Below are 20,858 nucleotides of genomic sequence, written 5' to 3' on the forward strand. Positions count from 1 at the left end.
AATAGTTCTAAATGATTTATTCCTAAATCATTCGCATCCGGCAAAAATATTAAAATAAATTCGTAATGTACTCATGTGGTTTTATTAAACTAAATATGGCCCATTTTATTATTTAGAATGTTTATAAATTACCAATTAACAGTTCTCTAACATTTTTCAAATCGACTTTAAGTATTACTTTTGCGAGACATTTTATAACCGTATTTTTTTCTTTTTAACGAAAAAATCATACCAAAGTTTGGAAGATAACTCAACTAATAATATGAAACAGGTGATACACCGTAAATTGGCCGCTAATATTCTACAATTAGGGTTCCTTTTTTTACTTACGTTTTCAACATCGCTTTACGCTCAAGATGGAGATCCTGCCAAAGGAAAAACATTATATAACGCCAATTGTGCCGCATGTCACAAATTAGATGCGCCCATGACAGGGCCGGCGCTTCGTAATATTGAGAAGAAGTTAGCGGATGAAGAAGGTCTGGATAGGGCATGGTTAACCGCTTGGATCCACAATAGTGCGGGTCTTATTAAATCTGGTGACGCCTACGCAAATAAAATTTATAACGAGTATAATCAAATGCCGATGATGCCATTTCCGCAATTGTCGGATGAGGACATCAGTGATATCTTGGCCTATACCGCTGAAGAAAAAGCGGCGCCTGTGGTAGCTGCACCAACTGGAGGGACAGAGTCTTCAGGTGGAGGAGATGGCACATCAAATACATTAATTCTTGGAGCCTTAGCGGTATTGTTTGCATTATTGGCAATGGCTTTGGTTTTGGTAAGACGTACATTAAACCGCTTTGCTGAAGCCAAAGGTGTGGATCTTAGTGCTCAGCAAAAGGGAGTTCCAATCTGGAAGGCCTTTGTTCAAAATCAATTCTTGGTTTTGGTGTCTGTAATTCTCTTATTGTTGGTGAGTGCTTATTTTGTCTTCGGTTATTTTATGCAGATTGATGTCAATGAGGGTTACGCGCCTGTGCAGCCAATTCATTATTCACACAGAATTCACGCTGGTGATAATGGCATTGATTGTAAATATTGTCACTCATCAGCTCGTGTAAGTAAAACTTCTGGTATTCCTTCGTTGAACGTGTGTATGAACTGTCATAAGTCCATCTCTGAAGTGGCACCAGAAACACTTGCAGAAGGAAAAGAATATGGTGTTGATTATAATGCTGAAATCGAAAAACTTTACGCTGCAACAGGCTGGAGTCCTGCTGATCAAAAATATACAGGAGAACCGCAACCGGTAAAATGGATACGTATCCATAATCTTCCTGACTTCGCATATTTCAATCACTCACAACACGTTACAGTTGGAGGCATTGAGTGTCAAACGTGTCATGGTCCTGTGGAGACTATGGAAATCATGTCACAACATTCGCCTTTAACTATGGGATGGTGTATTAACTGCCATAGAGAAACGGATGTGAAAGTTGAAAACAATGAATATTACACTAAAATTCATGACCAATTATCTAAAAAATATGGTGTAGAAAAACTTACCGTGGCACAAATGGGAGGTTTAGAATGTGGTAAATGTCATTACTAAGCATAGAAACACAGAGTGAATCCTGTCATAGGATGTTTTGAATAAACAAGAAAAGGTATAACATTTTTAGAACTACGATTTACGAATTACGATTGCCAAAACCAATCCGTAAATTAGAATCGTAAATCGAGAATCAAAAATCGTAAATATAAATTATGTCATCAAACAAGAAATACTGGAGAAGTGTTGAGGAGCTAAACGCAGACAGCTCCATTGTTGAGACGCTTAGACAAAATGAATTTGTTGAAGAAATTCCGACTGACGAATTTTTAGGAAACAAAGCCAATTTGGAGACGTCGTCAACAACACGTCGTGATTTCTTAAAATATGTTGGTTTCAGTACAGCAGCGGCATCGTTAGCGGCTTGTGAAGGACCGGTTGTGAAATCCATTCCTTACGTTGTGCAACCAGAAGAAATCATTCCTGGCGTAGCTAACTATTACGCTACAACAATTGCTGACGGGTTCGATTTTGCAAGTGTTTTGGTTAAAACGCGCGAAGGTCGACCTGTTAAAATTGACAACAATAACTTAGCCGCTTCCCAAGGAGGTGTTAATGCTAGAGTTCATGCTTCAATTTTAGGGTTATATGATAGTTTGAGAGTGAAAGGCCCTCAAAGAGCTGGAGAAAATATCTCATGGGATACTTTTGACTCAGAAACCAATCAGAAATTGACTGAGGTGATGAATGGAGGTAAAGAGATTGTGTTACTTACACAAACTTTTGCAAGTCCTTCAACCAGTAAACTGATTTCTAATTTTCAAGAAAAATATGGCAATGTAAGTCACGTTGTCTACGACGCTGTTTCTGAATCGACTGCATTAGATGCCTATCAGGCTAAATACGGTGAGCGCGGTTTGGCAAATTATGATTTTTCTAAAGCTTCTGTGATCGTTTCTGTTGGCGCTGATTTTCTTGGAGATTGGCAAGGTGGCGGATTTGAATCGGGCTATTCACTAGGACGTATTCCAACCAATGGGAAAATGTCAAGACATATTCAAATTGAAGCAAATATGTCATTAACAGGTGCCAATGCTGATAAACGTATTCCAGCAACCCCTTCACAACAAAAACAAGCTTTAGCTAAGTTGTATAGTTATGTGACCGGACAATCTGTGTCAACAGATTTGCCAGCGCATCTTGATGAAGCAATTCAAAAAGTGGCTTCTGAGTTGAAAAAAGCGGGTAGTAATGGGGTTTTTGTAACAGGAATCAATGATGTCAATGCCCAGACCATAGCATTAGAGATTAATGCAGCTTTAGGAAGTAAAGCTTTCGATCCTTCAACGCCTATTAAAACGAGACAGGGAAGTGATAAAGCCGTCATGACTTTAATAGCCAATATGAAAGCTGGTAAGGTTGGTGCAATTATTATGAACGGTGTGAATCCGTTGTACACATTGCCAAACGCAAGTGACTTTGCGGAAGGTTTAAAACAAACAGAGCTGTCTATCTCCTTCACATTGAAGGCCGACGAGACTGCTTCTGAATCGCAATATATTGCTGCAGTGCCTCATTATTTAGAGTCATGGGGAGACGTAGAGCTTAAAAAAGGCCATTTCGGTTTAATGCAACCAACTATCCGTCCTTTGTTTGATACACGTCAGTTTCAACAGGCATTGTTGAAATGGACTGGTAGTGATGCATCGTATTACGATTTTATCAAAGAAAATTGGAGTACAGGTATCCTTGGTGGCGCTTCATTCAATCAAGCCTTGCATGATGGAATGTATGTTGCTACGGGCTTAAATGGTGTTTTAGCTTCAGGGCCTTCTTCGGCATCGACAACGACTGCTTCGACAACATTAAAAGAGAAAAAAGATAGAACTTTTGTTGGTGGTATCATTCATGATGCGGCTGTAGGAGTTGGTATAAAGGATGAAGATAAGGATGAGTATGTCACAACATCTTCGACCTCTTCTTCCACTTCTGGCTCAGCAGCTGGTGTGAGTGCAGTGGCTTCCGTTTCTGGAGGTGATGCTGCGAGAGCGCTTGCTTCCACGTCGTCTTCTAATGGGATGGAGTTGCAGCTTTATACCAAAACAGGTATGGGAGATGGTCAACAGGCCAATAACCCATGGTTACAAGAATTTCCAGACCCTATTTCTAGAGCGTCTTGGGATAATTATGTAACAGTGTCTGCGACAGATGCAAAACGATTGGATATTAAAAATTGGCACGTTGCCAATGGTGGTCTTAACGGTAGTTTAGTGGAGTTATCAGTTAATGGGCAAACAATTACTGTTCCAGCAATTATCCAACCAGGTCAAGCGGTAGGTTCTTTAGGTTTATCCTTAGGTTACGGTCGTACGAAAGGTCTTAAGGAGGAAATGCAGACGGGTAAAAATGCGTATCCATTTTACGCAAATTTCAACAGTGCCCAATCAGATGTTTCTATTAAATTAGTAGCAGGTGAACATGAGTTTGCTTGTGTACAATTGCATAATACGTTGATGGGTCGTGGCGATATTATTAAGGAAACCACTCTTGAAATTTTTAATACAAAAGATAAGAAGCACTGGAATGAGGTGCCTCATGTCTCTTTAAATCACGTAGAAACTCCTGTGACATCTCCTGATGTCGATTTGTGGGATGAATTTGATAGATCTATCGGACATCACTTTAATTTGTCCATTGATTTAAATGCCTGTACCGGATGTGGTGCTTGTGTTATTGCTTGTCATGCTGAAAATAACGTTCCAGTAGTTGGTAAGTCTGAAATAAGACGTAGTAGGGATATGCACTGGTTGCGTATTGATAGATACTATTCTTCTGAAGATACATTTACCGGGGATATTGAAAGAAAAGAGGCGGCTAAAGGTTTAACTGGTGATACAGGAATTAAAAACACCTTGCACGACATGGAAATTGCCGCGGATAATCCTCAGGTAGCTTTCCAACCAATCATGTGTCAGCATTGTAACCATGCACCTTGTGAAACAGTTTGCCCTGTTGCGGCAACATCACACGGACGTCAAGGTCAAAACCACATGGCTTACAACCGTTGTGTAGGTACCCGTTATTGCGCTAATAACTGTCCTTATAAAGTACGTCGTTTCAACTGGTTCCGATACAACAAAAATGAGGAATTTGACTACTTCATGAATGATGATTTAGGCCGTATGGTTCTTAATCCTGATGTTGTTGTAAGGTCTAGAGGGGTTATGGAGAAATGTTCTTTGTGTATCCAAAAAACACAAAAAACGATTCTTGACGCCAAGCGCGACGGACGTGAAATTAAAGATGGTGAATTTCAAACAGCATGTTCTGCCGCTTGTGGCACAGGAGCAATGGTTTTTGGAGATATCAACGACAAAGAAAGTAAAGTTGCAAAACTTAAAGAAGATAAACGTATGTATCGCTTATTGGAATATATTGGAACACAACCAAACGTCCAGTATCACACGATAGTGAGAAATACAACCGAAGCATAATTATATTAATAAGAAATAATTCTAAAAGCATTATGGCGTCTCATTACGAAGCACCTATTAGAAGACCTTTAGTACTAGGTGAAAAATCATACCACGATGTTTCTGTGGATATAGCAAAACCTGTAGAAGGAAAAGCCAATAAATCCTGGTGGATAGTTTTTTCTATCGCACTCCTAGCTTTTCTTTGGGGAATTGGATGTATCATTTATACCATAGCAACAGGAATTGGGGTTTGGGGTCTGAATAAAACCATTGGTTGGGCCTGGGACATTACCAATTTCGTTTGGTGGGTTGGTATTGGTCACGCAGGGACTCTGATATCTGCAGTATTACTGCTATTCCGTCAAAAGTGGCGTATGGCCATTAACCGTTCTGCGGAAGCGATGACCATCTTTGCGGTATTTCAAGCAGGATTGTTTCCTATCATCCACATGGGACGTCCATGGTTAGGATACTGGGTATTGCCAATTCCAAACCAATTCGGTTCCTTATGGGTTAACTTTAACTCACCGTTACTTTGGGACGTTTTTGCAATTTCAACGTACTTATCGGTTTCATTAGTGTTCTGGTGGACTGGTTTACTTCCTGACTTTGCCATGATTCGTGATAGAGCAGTAAAACCTTTCCAAAAGAAAATTTATTCGTTAATATCTTTCGGATGGTCTGGTAGAGCTAAAGATTGGCAACGTTTTGAAGAAGTATCTTTGGTTCTTGCTGGTTTAGCCACACCTCTTGTACTTTCTGTACATACCATTGTATCTTTTGACTTCGCAACCTCCATAGTTCCGGGATGGCATACCACCATTTTTCCACCTTACTTTGTTGCTGGAGCCATTTTCTCTGGATTTGCCATGGTAAACACGCTTTTGATCATAATGAGAAAAGTTGTGAGTCTTGAAGACTATATCACGGTACAGCATATTGAGTTGATGAACATCGTTATCATGATTACGGGTTCTATAGTTGGTGTAGCTTATATTACGGAGTTATTCATTGCTTGGTATTCAGGCGTAGAATATGAGCAATATGCATTCTTAAATAGAGCTACGGGACCTTATTGGTGGGCATATTTGCTAATGATGAGCTGCAATGTATTCTCCCCACAGTTTATGTGGTTCAAGAAATTGCGTACAAGTATTATGTTCTCGTTCTTTATTTCCATTGTTGTAAACGTTGGAATGTGGTTTGAACGTTTTGTAATTATAGTGACTTCTTTGCATAGAGATTATTTACCATCCTCATGGACCATGTTCCAACCAACATTTGTGGATATTGGAATTTTCATTGGAACCATCGGATTCTTTTTTGTATTGTTCTTATTATATGCACGTACTTTCCCAGTAATTGCACAAGCTGAGATTAAAACGATACTGAAATCATCTGGTCAACGTTACAAACGCATCAGAGAATCTGGTGAAAGTTTAGTGGGAACTGGATCTGATATTCGTACACATAAAGTAGTCCCTCATGCGGGAGCGCCTATAGTTGAAGAACGATCTACCGTAAAACCTCATGATCCAGAATCAATTAATAAGTTGATGGAAAGCGTTGGAGTCTTTGATCCTTTAACCCAAACTAAGGATGATTTACAGCTTATTAACGGTATCGGTCCGAAAATGGAGCAAATACTTAATGGTATTGGTATCTTTTCTTTCTTGCAGGTGAGCAATATGACGAAAATTGAATATGACTTGTTAGACGAAATTTCGGCGTCATTCCCTGGAAGGGCAGAACGTGACGATTGGGCTGGACAAGCTAAATTATTAATCAACAACAAACAGTAATATGGAAGGATCTTCAAAAGTAATTCACGCCATGTACACAGATGATGATGTCTTGATGGCTGCAGTTAAAAAAGTGCGGGCAGAACGCTATCACATCGAAGAAATATATACGCCTTTTCCGGTACACGGGTTGGACAAAGCAATGGGATTGGCACCAACAAGATTGGCAATAACAGCTTTTATCTATGGAGTTTTGGGCTTGGTAGTCTCCATCGTATTGATGAACTTTATAATGATTGAAGATTGGCCGCAAGATATAGGTGGTAAACCAAGTTTTAGTTATATCGAAAACATGCCGGCTTTTGTTCCAATTATGTTTGAGTTGACCGTATTTTTTTCAGCGCATTTAATGGTCATCACTTTTTATTTACGCAGTAGAATGTGGCCTTTCAAAAAAGCTGAAAATCCTGATACGAGAACTACGGACGATCATTTCTTAATGGAAATTACTGCCGGAGCCAATGTTGATGAACAGTTTGATATATTGAGAAATACAGGAGCTGTAGAAGTTACCTTAATTGATAAAGCACACTAGTACACATGAAAAGCTTATTTAAAATATTAGTATTGATGGTTGTATTGGTCTCTTTGGCATCATGTCAAAATAAATCAAGACCTAATTATCAATTTTTCCCAGACATGTATGAACCCATAGGATACGAAGCCTATGGAGAAGTTGAATTTTTGCCCGAAGGAATGGAAGCAAAATTACCTGCTGAAGGCTCAGTAGCGAGAGGTCACAAACCTTTTGATATTGACGGAAGTATTGAGGGTTATAATTTGGCAAAGGCCACTTTGGTAAGTCCTTTGGATTCTACCGCAATTGATTCTCCTAGAGGGGGGCAGCTGTATGATATTTACTGCGGGGTATGCCACGGTAAGAAAGGTGATGGCCAAGGTATTTTGGTTAAACGTGAAAAGATATTAGGAGTACCTGCATTTAATGATCAAGGAAGAGCTTTAACCCAAGGTAGTGTTTACCATACGATACATTATGGTAAAAACGTGATGGGTTCTTATGCCAATCAATTAAATGAGGAAGAACGTTGGCAAGTTGTGGATTATGTGATGCAACTTAAATCAGAATTAGGAGGAAGTTAGACTGTTAAAGATTCAATATAGATATGTATACAATTTCAAATAGATTAAAGACATTTTCCATCATCCTGATAGTATTGGGTGTAATAGGAGTGGCTTATGGTTTTATGACATCTCATAAATCTTTAGACGAAGTCAAAACAATGTTGGCTGATGAACATGCGCATCATGATGGTGGGTATGAAACCCAAGCACATTTAGTAGCTGGTGGTGAGAATCATGAGGACAACACTCATGACGCTAATGCCTATGATGCTACGGCAAATGTGGATGATGTTCAGGATTCAGCGCATGACAACGTTTCTGATCATGGCAATGCTTCCCATGATGATGAACATGCTGAACATGTCAAAGAACAACTCGCTAAAAGACCTTGGTCAGCTATGTATGTCGCAGCATTTTTCTTTATGATGATTGCGCTAGGAGCTTTAGCTTTTTATGCCATTCATATTGCTGCACAAGCAGGTTGGTCGCCATTATTAATGCGCGTCATGGAAGGTATAACAGCTTATTTATTGCCTGGGGCCATAATTGTTGTGGCCATCGCATTGGGATCACACTATATTGGTCATAACAATGAGATCTTTATCTGGATGAACGAAGATGTTGTTGCCGGCGATAAATTGATTCAAAACAAGTCTGGCTATTTGGACATTACATGGTTTATCATCCGAGCGGCAATTTTTATTGGTGGTTGGTGTACCTACAGGTATTTTGCCCGTAAGTTTTCTATAGCGCAAGATAATGCAGAACCAGGTGATAACAGAAACTTTAAAAAATCATTCCGTATTGCCGCAGCATTTTTAGTGTTCTATATTTATACAGAATCTATTATGTCTTGGGACTGGATTATGAGTGTTGATCCACATTGGTTCAGTACCTTATTTGGATGGTATGTTTTTGCAAGTATGATTGTAAGTGCGGTAACCGTTATTGCTATGGTCACTATTTATCTAAAAACAAAAGGACTTTTACCAATGGTCAATGATAGTCATATCCATGATTTGGCGAAGTATATGTTTGGATTTAGTATTTTCTGGACGTATCTATGGTTTTCTCAATTCATGTTGATCTGGTATGCCAATATTCCAGAAGAGGTTGTTTATTTTGTAACACGGATAGAAGATTATAACATACTTTTCTTTGGAATGGTAGTGCTTAATTTCCTATTTCCAATGTTGCTATTGATGAATAGTGATTACAAACGCTTACCTTGGTTTGTAATGATGTCTGGTGTCCTTGTTTTAGTGGGTCATTATGTGGACGTATTCGTTATGATCATGCCTGCAACCGTAGGTGATAGATGGTTTATCGGAATTCCTGAAATTGGATCTATTTTGTTGTTTGGAGGTTTATTCTTACTTGTTGTCTTTACATCATTGACAAAAGCGCCTTTAACTCCAAAACACAATCCGTTTATTAAAGAAAGCGAACATTTCCATTATTAATAACATATAAAGAAGAAAATATACAATGACGGCTTTATTAACAATTATCATAGTACTTTTTGTAGCGGTAGCTATTTGGCAAATGGTCAAAATATTTGATCTGGCACAAGTAAGTAATGACACCACCAATAATGGAATCGCGACAGATTACGATAATAAGATTAATGGTTATTTAATGATTGCCTTTTTGGCCTTTATCTATATCATTACAATTATTTGTTTTGTTTATTGGGGAGACTTGCCCTTGATGTCCAATGCAGCATCAGAACATGGCGCAGAAATTGATAATTTAATGATTATCTCCATGATCCTTATCTTTTTCGTTCAAACCGTAACACAATTCTTATTGCACTATTTCGCTTATAAGTATAGAGGCGTTACTGGAAGAAAAGCATTGTATTTTGCGGACAACAATACTTTAGAGGCCGTATGGACAATTATTCCTGTAATTACTTTGGCCGGTTTGATCATTTACGGATTGTTTACTTGGACATCTATTATGAACATTGACGAAGATTCTGACCCAATGGTTGTTGAATTATATGCCCAACAATTTGCTTGGACAGCCCGTTATGCCGGACAGGACAACGTATTAGGAATGGCCAATGTCAGATTGATTGATATTGATAAAGCGAATGTTTTAGGTATCGATGAAGCAGATCCTAATGCAAGTGATGATATTATTGTTAAGGAATTACATTTGGTAGTTGGCCAACCGGTAGTTTTTCATATTCGTTCTCAAGATGTGTTGCACTCAGCCTATATGCCTCATTTTAGAGCTCAAATGAACTGTGTTCCTGGCATGATCACGAAATTTGCATTTACGCCATCAGTAACTACAAAGGATATGCGTGAAAGACCTGATATGATTGATAAGGTTCAAAACATCAATAATATTCGTGCAGAGAAAAGTAAAGATCTAACGGCTAAAGGCGAAGAGGCTTTAGATCCATATGAGTTCCATTATCTTTTATTATGTAATAAGATTTGTGGGAAATCACATTACAATATGCAAATGAATATTATTGTAGAAACCCAGGAAGAGTACGATGCTTGGATAGCTGAGCAAAAGACCTTCAAAGAATCATTGAAATAATAATTAGAATAGTTTAAAATAAGTATATATAGATTATGTCAACACACGCAGTAGATATTCACGCAAACGACGACGGTCACGGACATCATCACAAAGAAACCTTTGTAACCAAGTATATCTTTAGCCAGGATCACAAGATGATTGCAAAGCAATATTTGATTACAGGAACTCTCATGGGAATTGTGGGGGTCATGATGTCGCTAATGTTCCGTATTCAAATCGCTTGGCCTGAGGAGCCAAACATTCTCTTTGAAGCGTTATTGGGCAAGTGGGCACCGGGTGGTGTTATGGATGCTGATATTTATTTAGCATTGGTTACCATACATGGTACCATCATGGTATTCTTCGTGTTGACCGCTGGATTGAGTGGAACGTTTAGTAATCTTTTGATTCCTTATCAAATTGGAGCTCGAGATATGGCCTCAGGGTTTATAAACATGCTCTCATATTGGATCTTCTTTGTGTCCTGTATCATCATGATGTCTTCCTTGTTTCTTGAAGCAGGACCGGCAGCAGCAGGTTGGACAATCTATCCCCCATTAAGTGCCTTACCAATGGCCCAACCTGGATCTGGTTGGGGAATGACGCTTTGGTTGATTTCTATGGCTTTGTTCATTGCGCAATCCTTGTTGGGATCATTGAACTATATTGTTACGGTGATCAATATGCGAACTAAAGGGATGTCTATGACAAGGTTGCCATTGACTATCTGGGCGTTTTTTGTGACAGCAATCATTGGTGTGGTGTCCTTCCCAGTATTGTTATCAGCAGCCTTATTATTGATTATGGATAGAAGTTTTGGAACATCCTTCTTCTTATCAGATATCTTTATACAAGGTGAAGTATTGCACTATCAGGGTGGATCGCCTGTACTTTTTGAGCATTTATTTTGGTTTTTAGGTCACCCTGAAGTTTATATTGTAATTCTACCAGCAATGGGAATCGTGTCAGAGATTATGGCAACCAACTCACGAAAACCTATTTTCGGGTATCGTGCCATGGTAGCCTCCATTTTGGCAATTGCATTTTTATCGACGATTGTTTGGGGTCATCATATGTTCGTTTCAGGAATGAATCCATTCCTAGGTTCGGTATTTACCTTTACAACCTTATTGATTGCAATCCCGTCTGCGGTAAAAGCATTTAACTGGATAACGACTATTTGGAAGGGTAACCTCCAGATGAATCCCGCCATGTTATTCTCCATTGGATTTGTATCTACATTTATCACAGGTGGGTTAACAGGAATTATTGTTGGAGACAGTGCCTTGGATATTAACGTGCATGATACCTATTTTGTTATTGCCCACTTCCACTTGGTAATGGGAATCTCCGCCATCTATGGAATGTTTGCTGGAATTTATCATTGGTATCCAAAGATGTTTGGTAGAATGATGAATAAAAATTTAGGATATATCCACTTCTGGATTACAGCAATCTGTGCGTATGGTGTATTTTTCCCAATGCACTTTATTGGAATGGCTGGATTACCGAGACGTTATTATACCAACTCAGCATTTCCATTGTTTGATGATTTAACCGATGTGAATATTGTAATTACTATTTTCGCCTTGATTGGAGGTGTGGTTCAATTGGTGTATCTGTACAATTTCTTCGGAAGTATTTTCTTCGGAAAGAAAGCAACCCAAAACCCTTGGAGATCAAATACCTTAGAGTGGACTACACCAGTAGAACATGTTCATGGTAACTGGCCGGGTGAGATTCCTCACGTTTATCGTTGGTCTTATGATTACAGTAAGCCAGGACACGATACTGATTTCGTACCGCAAAACGTGCCTTTAAAGGAAGGTGAAGAGGAATTACAGCATTAATCAAATTCCTGCGCATTCAGGATCTCAAAATTTAATATAACAGACCTTCGGTATTATTCCGAAGGTTTTTTTTATAATTAAGAGTTATTATTCTGAACTTTATAAAATAGGATTCTAGCGGTCACAAAAAAATCTGTTTAGGTTGAAAGGAGGTGTCGAGGAACTTCAACATCACAATATCATCCTTTGAGAAATGGATTTCTTGACAATGCGGTTTGAAACTTTAGTATATGTCAAAAGCCTTTCTGATTAAGAAGGGCTTTTTGTTTATCTTTGCTATCGATTCATTTGATTGAAGTCAAATGACAGAAGTATTAATTTAAAACGATTCCTGCTTCTCAGGAATATATATGAACGATAACCTGAATCCATCCAACGAAAACTATTCTCCCGAAGAATTTGATGTCGAAAAAAAGCTAAGGCCTTTAACCTTTGATGACTTTACAGGACAGGATCAGGTTTTGGAGAATTTGAAGATTTTCGTAGAGGCCGCTAACCAAAGAGAAGAAGCGTTGGACCACACCCTGTTCCACGGGCCTCCCGGACTCGGAAAAACGACTTTAGCGCACATCTTGGCAAGTGAGTTGGGCGTTGGTATTAAAGTGACCTCTGGGCCCGTTTTGGACAAGCCGGGCGACCTGGCAGGGCTCCTCACCAACCTTGATGAGCGCGATGTGCTGTTTATTGACGAAATCCATCGGTTAAGTCCTATTGTTGAAGAATATTTGTATTCAGCCATGGAAGACTATAAAATCGATATCATGATCGAATCTGGACCAAATGCCAGAACGGTTCAAATCAATTTGAATTCATTTACTTTGATTGGAGCCACAACACGTTCCGGATTGCTAACATCTCCCATGCGCGCACGTTTTGGTATACAAAGTAGATTGCAATACTATAACACAGAATTATTGACGACCATTACCCAACGTAGTGCGTCTATTTTAAATGTTCCTATTTCTATGGAAGCTGCTGTTGAAATAGCCGGTAGAAGCAGGGGAACACCAAGAATCTCCAATGCCTTATTACGTCGCGTTCGTGATTTTGCACAAATTAAAGGTAACGGGAGTATTGAAATTGCCATTGCGAAATTTGCGCTTAAAGCATTGAATGTTGATGCACACGGACTTGATGAAATGGACAACAAGATTTTGATGACCATTATTGAAAAGTTTAAAGGCGGTCCGGTTGGTATTAGTACTTTGGCGACGGCAGTAAGTGAAAGTGCTGAAACCATTGAGGAGGTGTATGAGCCTTTCTTGATCCAGCAAGGTTTTATTATGCGCACGCCACGGGGAAGGGAAGTCACGGAATTAGCCTATAAACATCTCGGAAAAATTAAGAATAATATTCAGGGTGGCTTATTTTAGACTATTCTTCTTTTTCGAATGGAAGAGATCCATATCCAATTCTATAATAGATAAGACTAATGTAATTTCAATAATTTATTATAGGGTTCTGTCGCAATAATAAATGATAAACTGATGCCTGATAAAAATGCTATCCCTGAAGTATCCATTTTTCGCTTTATTGGGAATTCCATCAACATTCTTAAAAATCCATTACCATTCCACCTTAAGAATTTTCAAGAAAAGGGCGACACTTTCAAATTGAATGTTGGATTTAATAATTATGTGATCTTTTCACGTGATGCAGGCTTTCTAGAATATGCCCTTCAAAAGAATCAAAAAAATTATATCAAATCCAAAATTCAAACGGTTGATTTGGTCAAATATGTGGGACGAGGGCTTCTGACTTCGGAAGGTGACTTGTGGAAAAAACAAAGGCAACTTATTCAGCCAGCATTTCACAAGAAACACTTGGTAAATTTGCTTGACACCATTCGCCAGGCTATACAAACGGAGTATCAGCGTATTTCAACGGATAAATCAATGGATGTATTTCCAATTTTTAATGATTTGGCCTTTCAGACGGTCGTAAAATCATTGTTTAGTACTGCGGCCGATGGTGAGGATATCAAAAAACTTCAACAGATTACCGAAGCAGGACAGCGGATGCTTGTCAAAGAACTGAGGCAGCCTTATTTTGCCTGGTGGTTTAAAGCGAGTGGAATTCTGCAAAAGCATCTTGATTTGGCTCAGGAAGCTCGTAACATCCTTAAAAATATAGTTGATTTCCGACGATCTTCAGGTCAAAGACACGACGATTTACTGGATATGCTCTTAGAAGCACGCTATGAAGATGGCAATTTTATGGATGAAGAGCAGTTGATTGATGAAATCCTTATCTTATTTACGGCTGGCCATGAAACCACTTCCAATGCCCTGACTTTTATCTTTCAGCTTTTGGCAAAACATCCGGAATGGCAAGAAAAAATATTTCTAGAACTGAAATCGAATGAAGAACACCGTCAGGATTTGATGACATTTGTGATGGCGTCCAAAGTGTGCCAACAGGTCATAGAGGAGGGCATGCGTTTATATCCACCAGCATATTTCATTGATCGGGTTAACGTGGAGGCGGACACTTATGGCGGAAAAATATTTGAAAAAGGATCAAATCTACTGTTTTCGGTTTATGAGATCCATCGTCATCCGGAATTGTGGGAGCGCCCACTAGAGTTTCTCCCGGAACGATTCAGTGAAGGGAGCAGGAAGTTTTCCTCACAATATTTTCCATTTGGAGCTGGTCCGCGGAAATGTATCGGAAATAATTTTGCCATGTTTGAAATGATCATTGCAGTGACGGAATTAATCCGGAATTATAAAGTCTATCCAGAATTTGATGAGATTGGTATCACACCTTTGATTACTTTAAAACCAAAGAACGCATTTTTAAGATTTGAAAGTAGAAATAAGTGATTAACAACAAATCCAAATACAGCCAACTGATAAAAGCCGAAGCCAAGCGCCTCGGGTTTCTTTCATGTGGCATTAGTAAAGCACAGTTTTTGGAAGAAGAAGCGCCCCGATTAGAGAAATGGTTGAGGAATAACATGAATGGTGGCATGCACTATATGGAAAATCATTTTGACAAGCGTCTTGATCCGACAAAATTGGTGGAAGGATCAAAATCTGTAATTTCCTTATTACTCAATTATTATCCAGAGGAAACTCAAATCAACAATACCTATAAACTCTCAAAATATGCTTATGGCACAGATTATCATTTCGTCATAAAAGATAAGCTAAAAGAACTTTTAAATTATATAACGGAAGAAATTGGTGAGGTCAGTGGGCGTGCCTTTACGGATTCGGCACCGGTTTTGGATAAAGCTTGGGCGGCAAAATCTGGATTGGGCTGGGTTGGCAAACACACCTTGCTATTGACCCAAAAAGCGGGCTCGTTTCATTTTGTGGCGGAACTGATTCTTGATTTAGAGTTGGAATATGATTTGCCCACCACCGATCATTGTGGCACCTGCACAAAATGCATTGATGCCTGTCCTACTCAAGCCATCACTGAGCCTTATGTTGTTGACGGAAGCAAATGCATCTCGTATTTTACCATAGAGTTAAAAGATAAAATCCCAACCCAATTTAAGGGCCAATTTGACGATTGGATGTTTGGGTGTGATATCTGTCAGGACGTTTGCCCATGGAACCGTTTTTCAAAAGCGCATAATGAACCTTTGTTCAATCCGCATCCAGAACTATTATCCATGACCAAAAAAGATTGGGAAGAAATTACCGAAGATGTGTTTAAGGACCTCTTTAAAAAATCCCCAGTAAAGCGGACCAAGTTTGAAGGTCTGAAGCGCAATATTGAATTTTTGGAAAAGTAGAAATCTTTATTTTGAGAATTTTGTAAAACTATAAACAAGGTTCTGTGTTCAGTTATTGAGATATTAATCGATGCCTTTTAAAAAAACATATCCCAAAAACTCTATATCAAGCAGATAATCCTATAAGTATTTTTTCGGCATTGACAATGGCTATCATGATTTGACATCTCAAAGTAGAAACATAAAAAAAAACCATGAAAGCTAAATCAGATGTTTTCGATTTGAAACAATTATAATTTGTTTCCTAATCCTCCTTAATCCCCATCACCTCAAACCTCAGTCTCTAATTATACCAGACCGGTTTAGGTTTTCCGAGATCAAAACTTTGAAATCCAAAATCGTCGGTAGCGAAGGCATTGGTTTTAAAAATATTATCACCCTGTCCTGGAATTGTGGGATAGAAGGAAAATGACAGTTGGAATGAACTGAATACCAAATAGTCGTTTCTAATGATAAAACCTGCACCAAAGGAAGAATATAACTTATTGTTTAAGATAGATTCACCTTCATCGCCCAAGATGGCCAACGTAGCGTTCAAAAACGGATTCAAACGAAAGCCTAATAGTTCCCAAGGAGAATAAAACTGGGTCTGTAATGAAAGAACATATTTTTTCGTACCCATGAGATCACTGTCAAAACCTTGAATTCCAGCCCCTTTTTTAAGATCGAAGTCGTTATCATACACCCCTCTAAATTTATTGTTTTGATCTATAGTGATCCGATCGCCTTCAGAAGCCAACCTGTTGGTACCAATTAAAATCTGAGGCTTTACAAACTGGCGCATTTTCCAATTGTTGCCCAAAGACATCAAATTTGTAAAATAATTGGCCTGCAAGGAAATAGTGGTCTGTTCAAGATGACCGTCATCCAGAAAGGTTCCGATTTCAAAATTAGTGCTCAAAAACCCCCAATCAAAATTATTTCCATGGGATGCTTTTAGGCCAACATACATCCGATTATGTTGGTTTTTTCGCTGATATCCCGCAGTCAGGGCATATACCGTTCCAATGGGAACGTCTTCAATAGTGCCATCCCTAAAAATATAGTCATCTTTTAAAAACTGTCGAGATGCTATCCCCACACTTCCCAAATAAAATGATTCGTTGGCAAAATAACCAATACTGTCATAAGTGGGCGAAGGCCGCTCTCTATAATCTACGTGTAAATAGCGTGCGCTTGCAATAAGATTTGTGGTACGTTCCTTCTCTGAAGGACCATCAAATATTTTAAAAGCGTGGCCACCCCAAAAATCTTCGGTCAAATATCTAAAATCCTGTAAAGTAGATTCCATTTCGGCATTTTGTAAGTATTCCTTTCGGTATTGTTCATCCAAGTAAATCCCTCCGGCCCATCTTGCTAGTGCAGAGTAGAACGGACGTTCAATTTTAAGAACTTTACTGTAATAGCCATCCAAATCTATTCTGTAGGCCAAATTAGCCTCTATAAATGTGTTTTTAATATTTGGCGCAGTATATTCCATTTCGTAACCAAGATTCCCATCTTCTAAACTTTTCAAAAGCGTGTTGTTAAATTCATGTCCAAAACCAAGAAAATTCCGATTTCTCAATTTTAGTTTAAATTTAGAGGTAGAAACACTTCCGGTAGGTATTAAACTCCAAGAGTCTAAAACTTCGATATTTATATCTACAGAGTCTTTTGAAGTTCCAACGCTCTCAGCGGTTATCTGAACCCTTCTAATAAAATTCTGTGATCTGATCAAACGTTCAGACTCGCTTAAAAGTAAGGTGTCCAAAGGTGTTTTTTCTTTAATGAGCAAAGTGTTTCTTATGGCAAAAGCTTTTGATTTGATGTGGATAAAATTTCCCGTTTTCTCTATCCAACTATTGGCAGTTTCAGTACTGTCTGTAAAAGAAAAACCAAAAGGATCATGACTTTGAATGTTGATATGCCTAATGATTTTACCTTCAAAAGGTTTAAAATCTTGCTTTGGACGATTTTTGGGAGCATTGACCGGTTTTTTGGTTGTTGATCTGAACACCAGTTTATGCAGCGTTTTGGTGAATTTTCGTTTTTTGGAATAGTCTTCTATTTTATCGTACATGTTAATGGAGTCCTTCTGAGTTTTGGTGACTTGACCAAAACCTAAAATGTGGAAAAATAAAAAGGGAATAATAAAAAGAAGCTTCTTCAAGGATGTTAATAAAAATGGGGTTCTCAAAAACTATGCGCAAATATAATCCAATTCATGAGGTTAGATTATACTTTATTGTTGAAACTCTAATTATAGGGTAAACATTGTAGTAATGGAGTTCTCTATTAAAAATAAACAATGTCTCGGTTACTGAATTTTATAAAAAGCCGAGAAAGTTCCTGCCTCTAATTTTCGACAAAAATCTTTAAATATTTTAGGGATATATAGGACAAGTCGTCAAACGGAAGAATGACTAAAGCCTTAAGACCAATAAAATATTGGTCTTAAAAAATATTGTTTCAAATCCAATTAATGTCTCTTTTCTTTTCTCATAAAACAGTTACCTTTGCTCTTTAGTGAAAAATATATTTTATATGAGCAAACAGAGCAAGCGTAGAGAAGCATTAGTTTATCACGCAAAACCAACACCTGGTAAAATTCAGGTTGTTCCTACCAAAAAGTACGCGACACAGCGCGATTTATCCTTGGCTTATTCTCCAGGGGTTGCAGAACCTTGTTTGGAAATTGCCAGAGATGTCAATAACGTTTATAAATATACCGCTAAAGGAAATCTGGTGGCGGTCATCACCAATGGTACAGCCGTTTTAGGTCTTGGAAACATTGGGCCTGAAGCTTCAAAACCAGTAATGGAAGGAAAAGGATTGCTTTTCAAGATTTTTGCTGATATTGATGTTTTCGATATTGAAGTCAATACAGAAAATGTTGAGGAGTTTATCCAAACCGTCAAAATGATTGCACCTACTTTTGGTGGTATCAACCTTGAGGATATCAAAGCCCCGGAAGCTTTTGAAATTGAAAGACGATTAAAGGAAGAACTCGATATTCCGGTAATGCATGATGATCAACATGGTACGGCAATTATATCTGCGGCTGCGTTATTGAATGCGCTGGAACTTGCGGATAAGAAAATTGAGGATGTTCAAATTGTGATCAGCGGTGCGGGTGCAGCGGCTATTTCATGTACCCGCTTATATCAAGCTTTTGGTGCGAAACGTGAAAACATCGTGATGTGCGATAGTAAAGGCGTCATCAGAATTAATAGAGAAAATTTAACTACAGAAAAAGCAGAATTTGCAACCCATCGGGAAATAGAGACACTTGCTGATGCTATGGACCATGCCGACGTTTTTATTGGATTGTCCACTTCAAATGTAGTATCTCCCCAAATGTTGTTGTCAATGGCAGCTAATCCTATTGTGTTTGCCATGGCCAATCCAGATCCTGAAATTGAATACCAATTAGCCGTTGATACCCGTAAGGATGTCATCATGGCTACAGGGCGTTCAGACCATCCTAATCAAGTAAATAATGTGCTTGGATTTCCTTTTATATTTAGAGGTGCTTTAGATGTCAGAGCTACTAAAATCAACGAGGCAATGAAAATGGCCGCCGTTGAAGCCCTCGCAAATTTGGCAAAACAAAATGTCCCAGAGCAGGTTAATATAGCCTATGGCGAAACCCGTCTGACTTTTGGTAGGGAGTATATCATTCCAAAACCTTTTGATCCACGTTTAATTATGGAAGTTCCACCAGCGGTAGCTAAAGCAGCTATGGAGAGTGGGGTTGCCAAGGAACCTATTACCGATTGGAACAAATACCGCGATCATTTAATGGAACGCTTGGGCTCAGACAATAAAATTGTCAGATTGTTGACCAATAGAGCAAAAATGAATCCTAAGCGTGTCGTTTATGCTGAAGCAGATCATTTAGACGTGTTGAAAGCCGCTCAAATTGCCTATGATGAAGGCATTGCCATTCCAATTTTATTGGGAAGACGGGAAACCATTCTCAGCTTGATGGCAGAAATTGAATTTGATTCCAATGTTGAAATCATCGATCCTAAAACCGATGATGAAGAAACACGTCGCAATAGATATGCTGAAGTCTATTGGTCACAGCGAAAACGTAAGGGCGTTACACTTTACTCCGCTAAAAAGCTGATGAGAGAACGCAATTATTTTGCCGCAATGATGGTCAATGAAGGCGATGCAGATGCCTTGATTTCTGGTTTCTCAAGAAGTTATCCCTCAGTTGTAAAACCAATGTTGGAACTCATTGGTTTGGCAAAAGGAGCTACCCGTATTGCTACAACCAATCTCATGATGACCAAACGTGGACCAATGTTTTTGAGTGACACCTCCATCAACATTGATCCGCCAGCCGAAGATTTGGCCACCATTGCCCAAATGACCGCTAGAACGGTTCGTTTATTTGGAATGGAACCGGTTATGGCCATGATATCATTTGCAAACTTTGGTTCATCCCCTAGTCCGAAGGCCACCAAAGTGAGAGATGCCGTGAAAATTTTACACGAGTCTAATCCTGACTTATTGGTTGATGGCGAATTGCAGACAGATTTTGCCCTCAATCAAGAAATGCTTCAAGAGAATTTTCCATTTTCAAGATTGGCCGGAAGAAAGGTCAATACCCTTATTTTTCCAAACTTAGATGCAGCGAACATCACCTATAAATTACTGAAGGAACTGAATAACGCAGAATCCATTGGACCAATCATGATGGGGATGCGCAAACCGGTACACATTCTGCAATTGGATGCGAGTGTTGATGAAATTGTCAACATGACTGCAATTGCTGTGATTGATGCACAACAAAAAGAAAAAAGAGAGCAAGAGGCTCATGCGGCTTCAGAAAAAGAATCAGCTTTGTAATGAAAATAAATTTATTAC

At 38.7% G+C, this 20,858-nt stretch carries 13 protein-coding genes; 12 read left to right on the forward strand and 1 reads right to left on the reverse strand.

Annotated features, from left to right (window positions below; genetic code table 11):
• Positions 1-262 precede the first annotated feature (262 nt).
• From G525_RS0107845 to queG, 11 genes are all read left to right on the forward strand, one after another.
• On the forward strand, positions 263-1,558 hold the full coding sequence (locus tag G525_RS0107845; RefSeq protein ID WP_027125672.1) for a c-type cytochrome: 1,296 nt from the start codon (positions 263-265) through the stop codon (positions 1,556-1,558).
• 155 nt (positions 1,559-1,713) lie between these two features.
• Positions 1,714-4,992, forward strand: coding sequence for a TAT-variant-translocated molybdopterin oxidoreductase (locus G525_RS0107850; protein ID WP_027125673.1), 3,279 nt, complete (start codon positions 1,714-1,716; stop codon positions 4,990-4,992).
• 32 nt (positions 4,993-5,024) lie between these two features.
• Positions 5,025-6,776 (forward strand): NrfD/PsrC family molybdoenzyme membrane anchor subunit, encoded by a 1,752-nt coding sequence (gene nrfD / locus G525_RS20540; RefSeq protein WP_084647729.1) that lies wholly within the window; start codon positions 5,025-5,027, stop codon positions 6,774-6,776.
• 1 nt (position 6,777) lies between these two features.
• On the forward strand, positions 6,778-7,311 hold the full coding sequence (locus G525_RS0107860; RefSeq protein WP_027125674.1) for a DUF3341 domain-containing protein: 534 nt from the start codon (positions 6,778-6,780) through the stop codon (positions 7,309-7,311).
• Between the two features lie 5 nt (positions 7,312-7,316).
• On the forward strand, positions 7,317-7,877 hold the full coding sequence (locus tag G525_RS0107865) for a c-type cytochrome (protein WP_027125675.1): 561 nt from the start codon (positions 7,317-7,319) through the stop codon (positions 7,875-7,877).
• 23 nt (positions 7,878-7,900) lie between these two features.
• A complete protein-coding gene (locus G525_RS0107870; protein WP_027125676.1) occupies positions 7,901-9,322 on the forward strand; it encodes a hypothetical protein in 1,422 nt (473 codons plus the stop codon).
• Between the two features lie 25 nt (positions 9,323-9,347).
• The gene (locus G525_RS0107875; RefSeq protein WP_027125677.1) at positions 9,348-10,418 is read left to right on the forward strand and encodes a cytochrome c oxidase subunit II; all 1,071 of its coding nucleotides are present in this window, start codon (positions 9,348-9,350) and stop codon (positions 10,416-10,418) included.
• Positions 10,419-10,453: 35 nt separating this feature from the next.
• Entirely contained in the window at positions 10,454-12,250 is a 1,797-nt protein-coding gene (locus G525_RS0107880; RefSeq protein WP_027125678.1) for a cytochrome c oxidase subunit I, read from the forward strand.
• Positions 12,251-12,600: 350 nt separating this feature from the next.
• On the forward strand, positions 12,601-13,623 hold the full coding sequence (gene ruvB / locus G525_RS0107885) for a Holliday junction branch migration DNA helicase RuvB (protein WP_027125679.1): 1,023 nt from the start codon (positions 12,601-12,603) through the stop codon (positions 13,621-13,623).
• A 114-nt stretch (positions 13,624-13,737) separates the two neighbouring features.
• A complete protein-coding gene (locus G525_RS0107890) occupies positions 13,738-15,075 on the forward strand; it encodes a cytochrome P450 (protein WP_027125680.1) in 1,338 nt (445 codons plus the stop codon).
• Entirely contained in the window at positions 15,075-15,998 is a 924-nt protein-coding gene (queG, locus tag G525_RS0107895; RefSeq protein ID WP_027125681.1) for a tRNA epoxyqueuosine(34) reductase QueG, read from the forward strand. The genes G525_RS0107890 and queG overlap by 1 nt, the downstream gene beginning before the upstream one ends.
• A gap of 283 nt (positions 15,999-16,281) precedes the next feature.
• Here the strand turns inward: queG and G525_RS0107900 are convergent, their stop codons facing one another.
• Entirely contained in the window at positions 16,282-18,060 is a 1,779-nt protein-coding gene (locus G525_RS0107900) for a hypothetical protein (RefSeq protein WP_051209860.1), read from the reverse strand.
• A gap of 464 nt (positions 18,061-18,524) precedes the next feature.
• Between G525_RS0107900 and G525_RS0107905 the strand changes: the two genes are divergently transcribed.
• The gene (locus G525_RS0107905) at positions 18,525-20,840 is read left to right on the forward strand and encodes an NADP-dependent malic enzyme (protein WP_027125683.1); all 2,316 of its coding nucleotides are present in this window, start codon (positions 18,525-18,527) and stop codon (positions 20,838-20,840) included.
• The last annotated feature ends 18 nt before the right edge of the window (positions 20,841-20,858 follow it).

The organism is Gelidibacter mesophilus DSM 14095, from assembly GCF_000423005.1.
Lineage (GTDB): Bacteria > Bacteroidota > Bacteroidia > Flavobacteriales > Flavobacteriaceae > Gelidibacter > Gelidibacter mesophilus.

Coding starts and splice junctions, on each gene's coding strand:
- G525_RS0107890 (WP_027125680.1), top strand. CDS start 13,738: ATGCCTGATAAAAATGCTATCCCTGAAGTATCCATTTTTCGCTTTATT.
- nrfD (WP_084647729.1), top strand. CDS start 5,025: ATGGCGTCTCATTACGAAGCACCTATTAGAAGACCTTTAGTACTAGGT.
- G525_RS0107845 (WP_027125672.1), top strand. CDS start 263: ATGAAACAGGTGATACACCGTAAATTGGCCGCTAATATTCTACAATTA.
- G525_RS0107865 (WP_027125675.1), top strand. CDS start 7,317: ATGAAAAGCTTATTTAAAATATTAGTATTGATGGTTGTATTGGTCTCT.
- G525_RS0107900 (WP_051209860.1), bottom strand. CDS start 18,060: ATGTACGATAAAATAGAAGACTATTCCAAAAAACGAAAATTCACCAAA.
- G525_RS0107860 (WP_027125674.1), top strand. CDS start 6,778: ATGGAAGGATCTTCAAAAGTAATTCACGCCATGTACACAGATGATGAT.
- G525_RS0107880 (WP_027125678.1), top strand. CDS start 10,454: ATGTCAACACACGCAGTAGATATTCACGCAAACGACGACGGTCACGGA.
- G525_RS0107870 (WP_027125676.1), top strand. CDS start 7,901: ATGTATACAATTTCAAATAGATTAAAGACATTTTCCATCATCCTGATA.
- G525_RS0107875 (WP_027125677.1), top strand. CDS start 9,348: ATGACGGCTTTATTAACAATTATCATAGTACTTTTTGTAGCGGTAGCT.
- G525_RS0107850 (WP_027125673.1), top strand. CDS start 1,714: ATGTCATCAAACAAGAAATACTGGAGAAGTGTTGAGGAGCTAAACGCA.
- G525_RS0107905 (WP_027125683.1), top strand. CDS start 18,525: ATGAGCAAACAGAGCAAGCGTAGAGAAGCATTAGTTTATCACGCAAAA.
- ruvB (WP_027125679.1), top strand. CDS start 12,601: ATGAACGATAACCTGAATCCATCCAACGAAAACTATTCTCCCGAAGAA.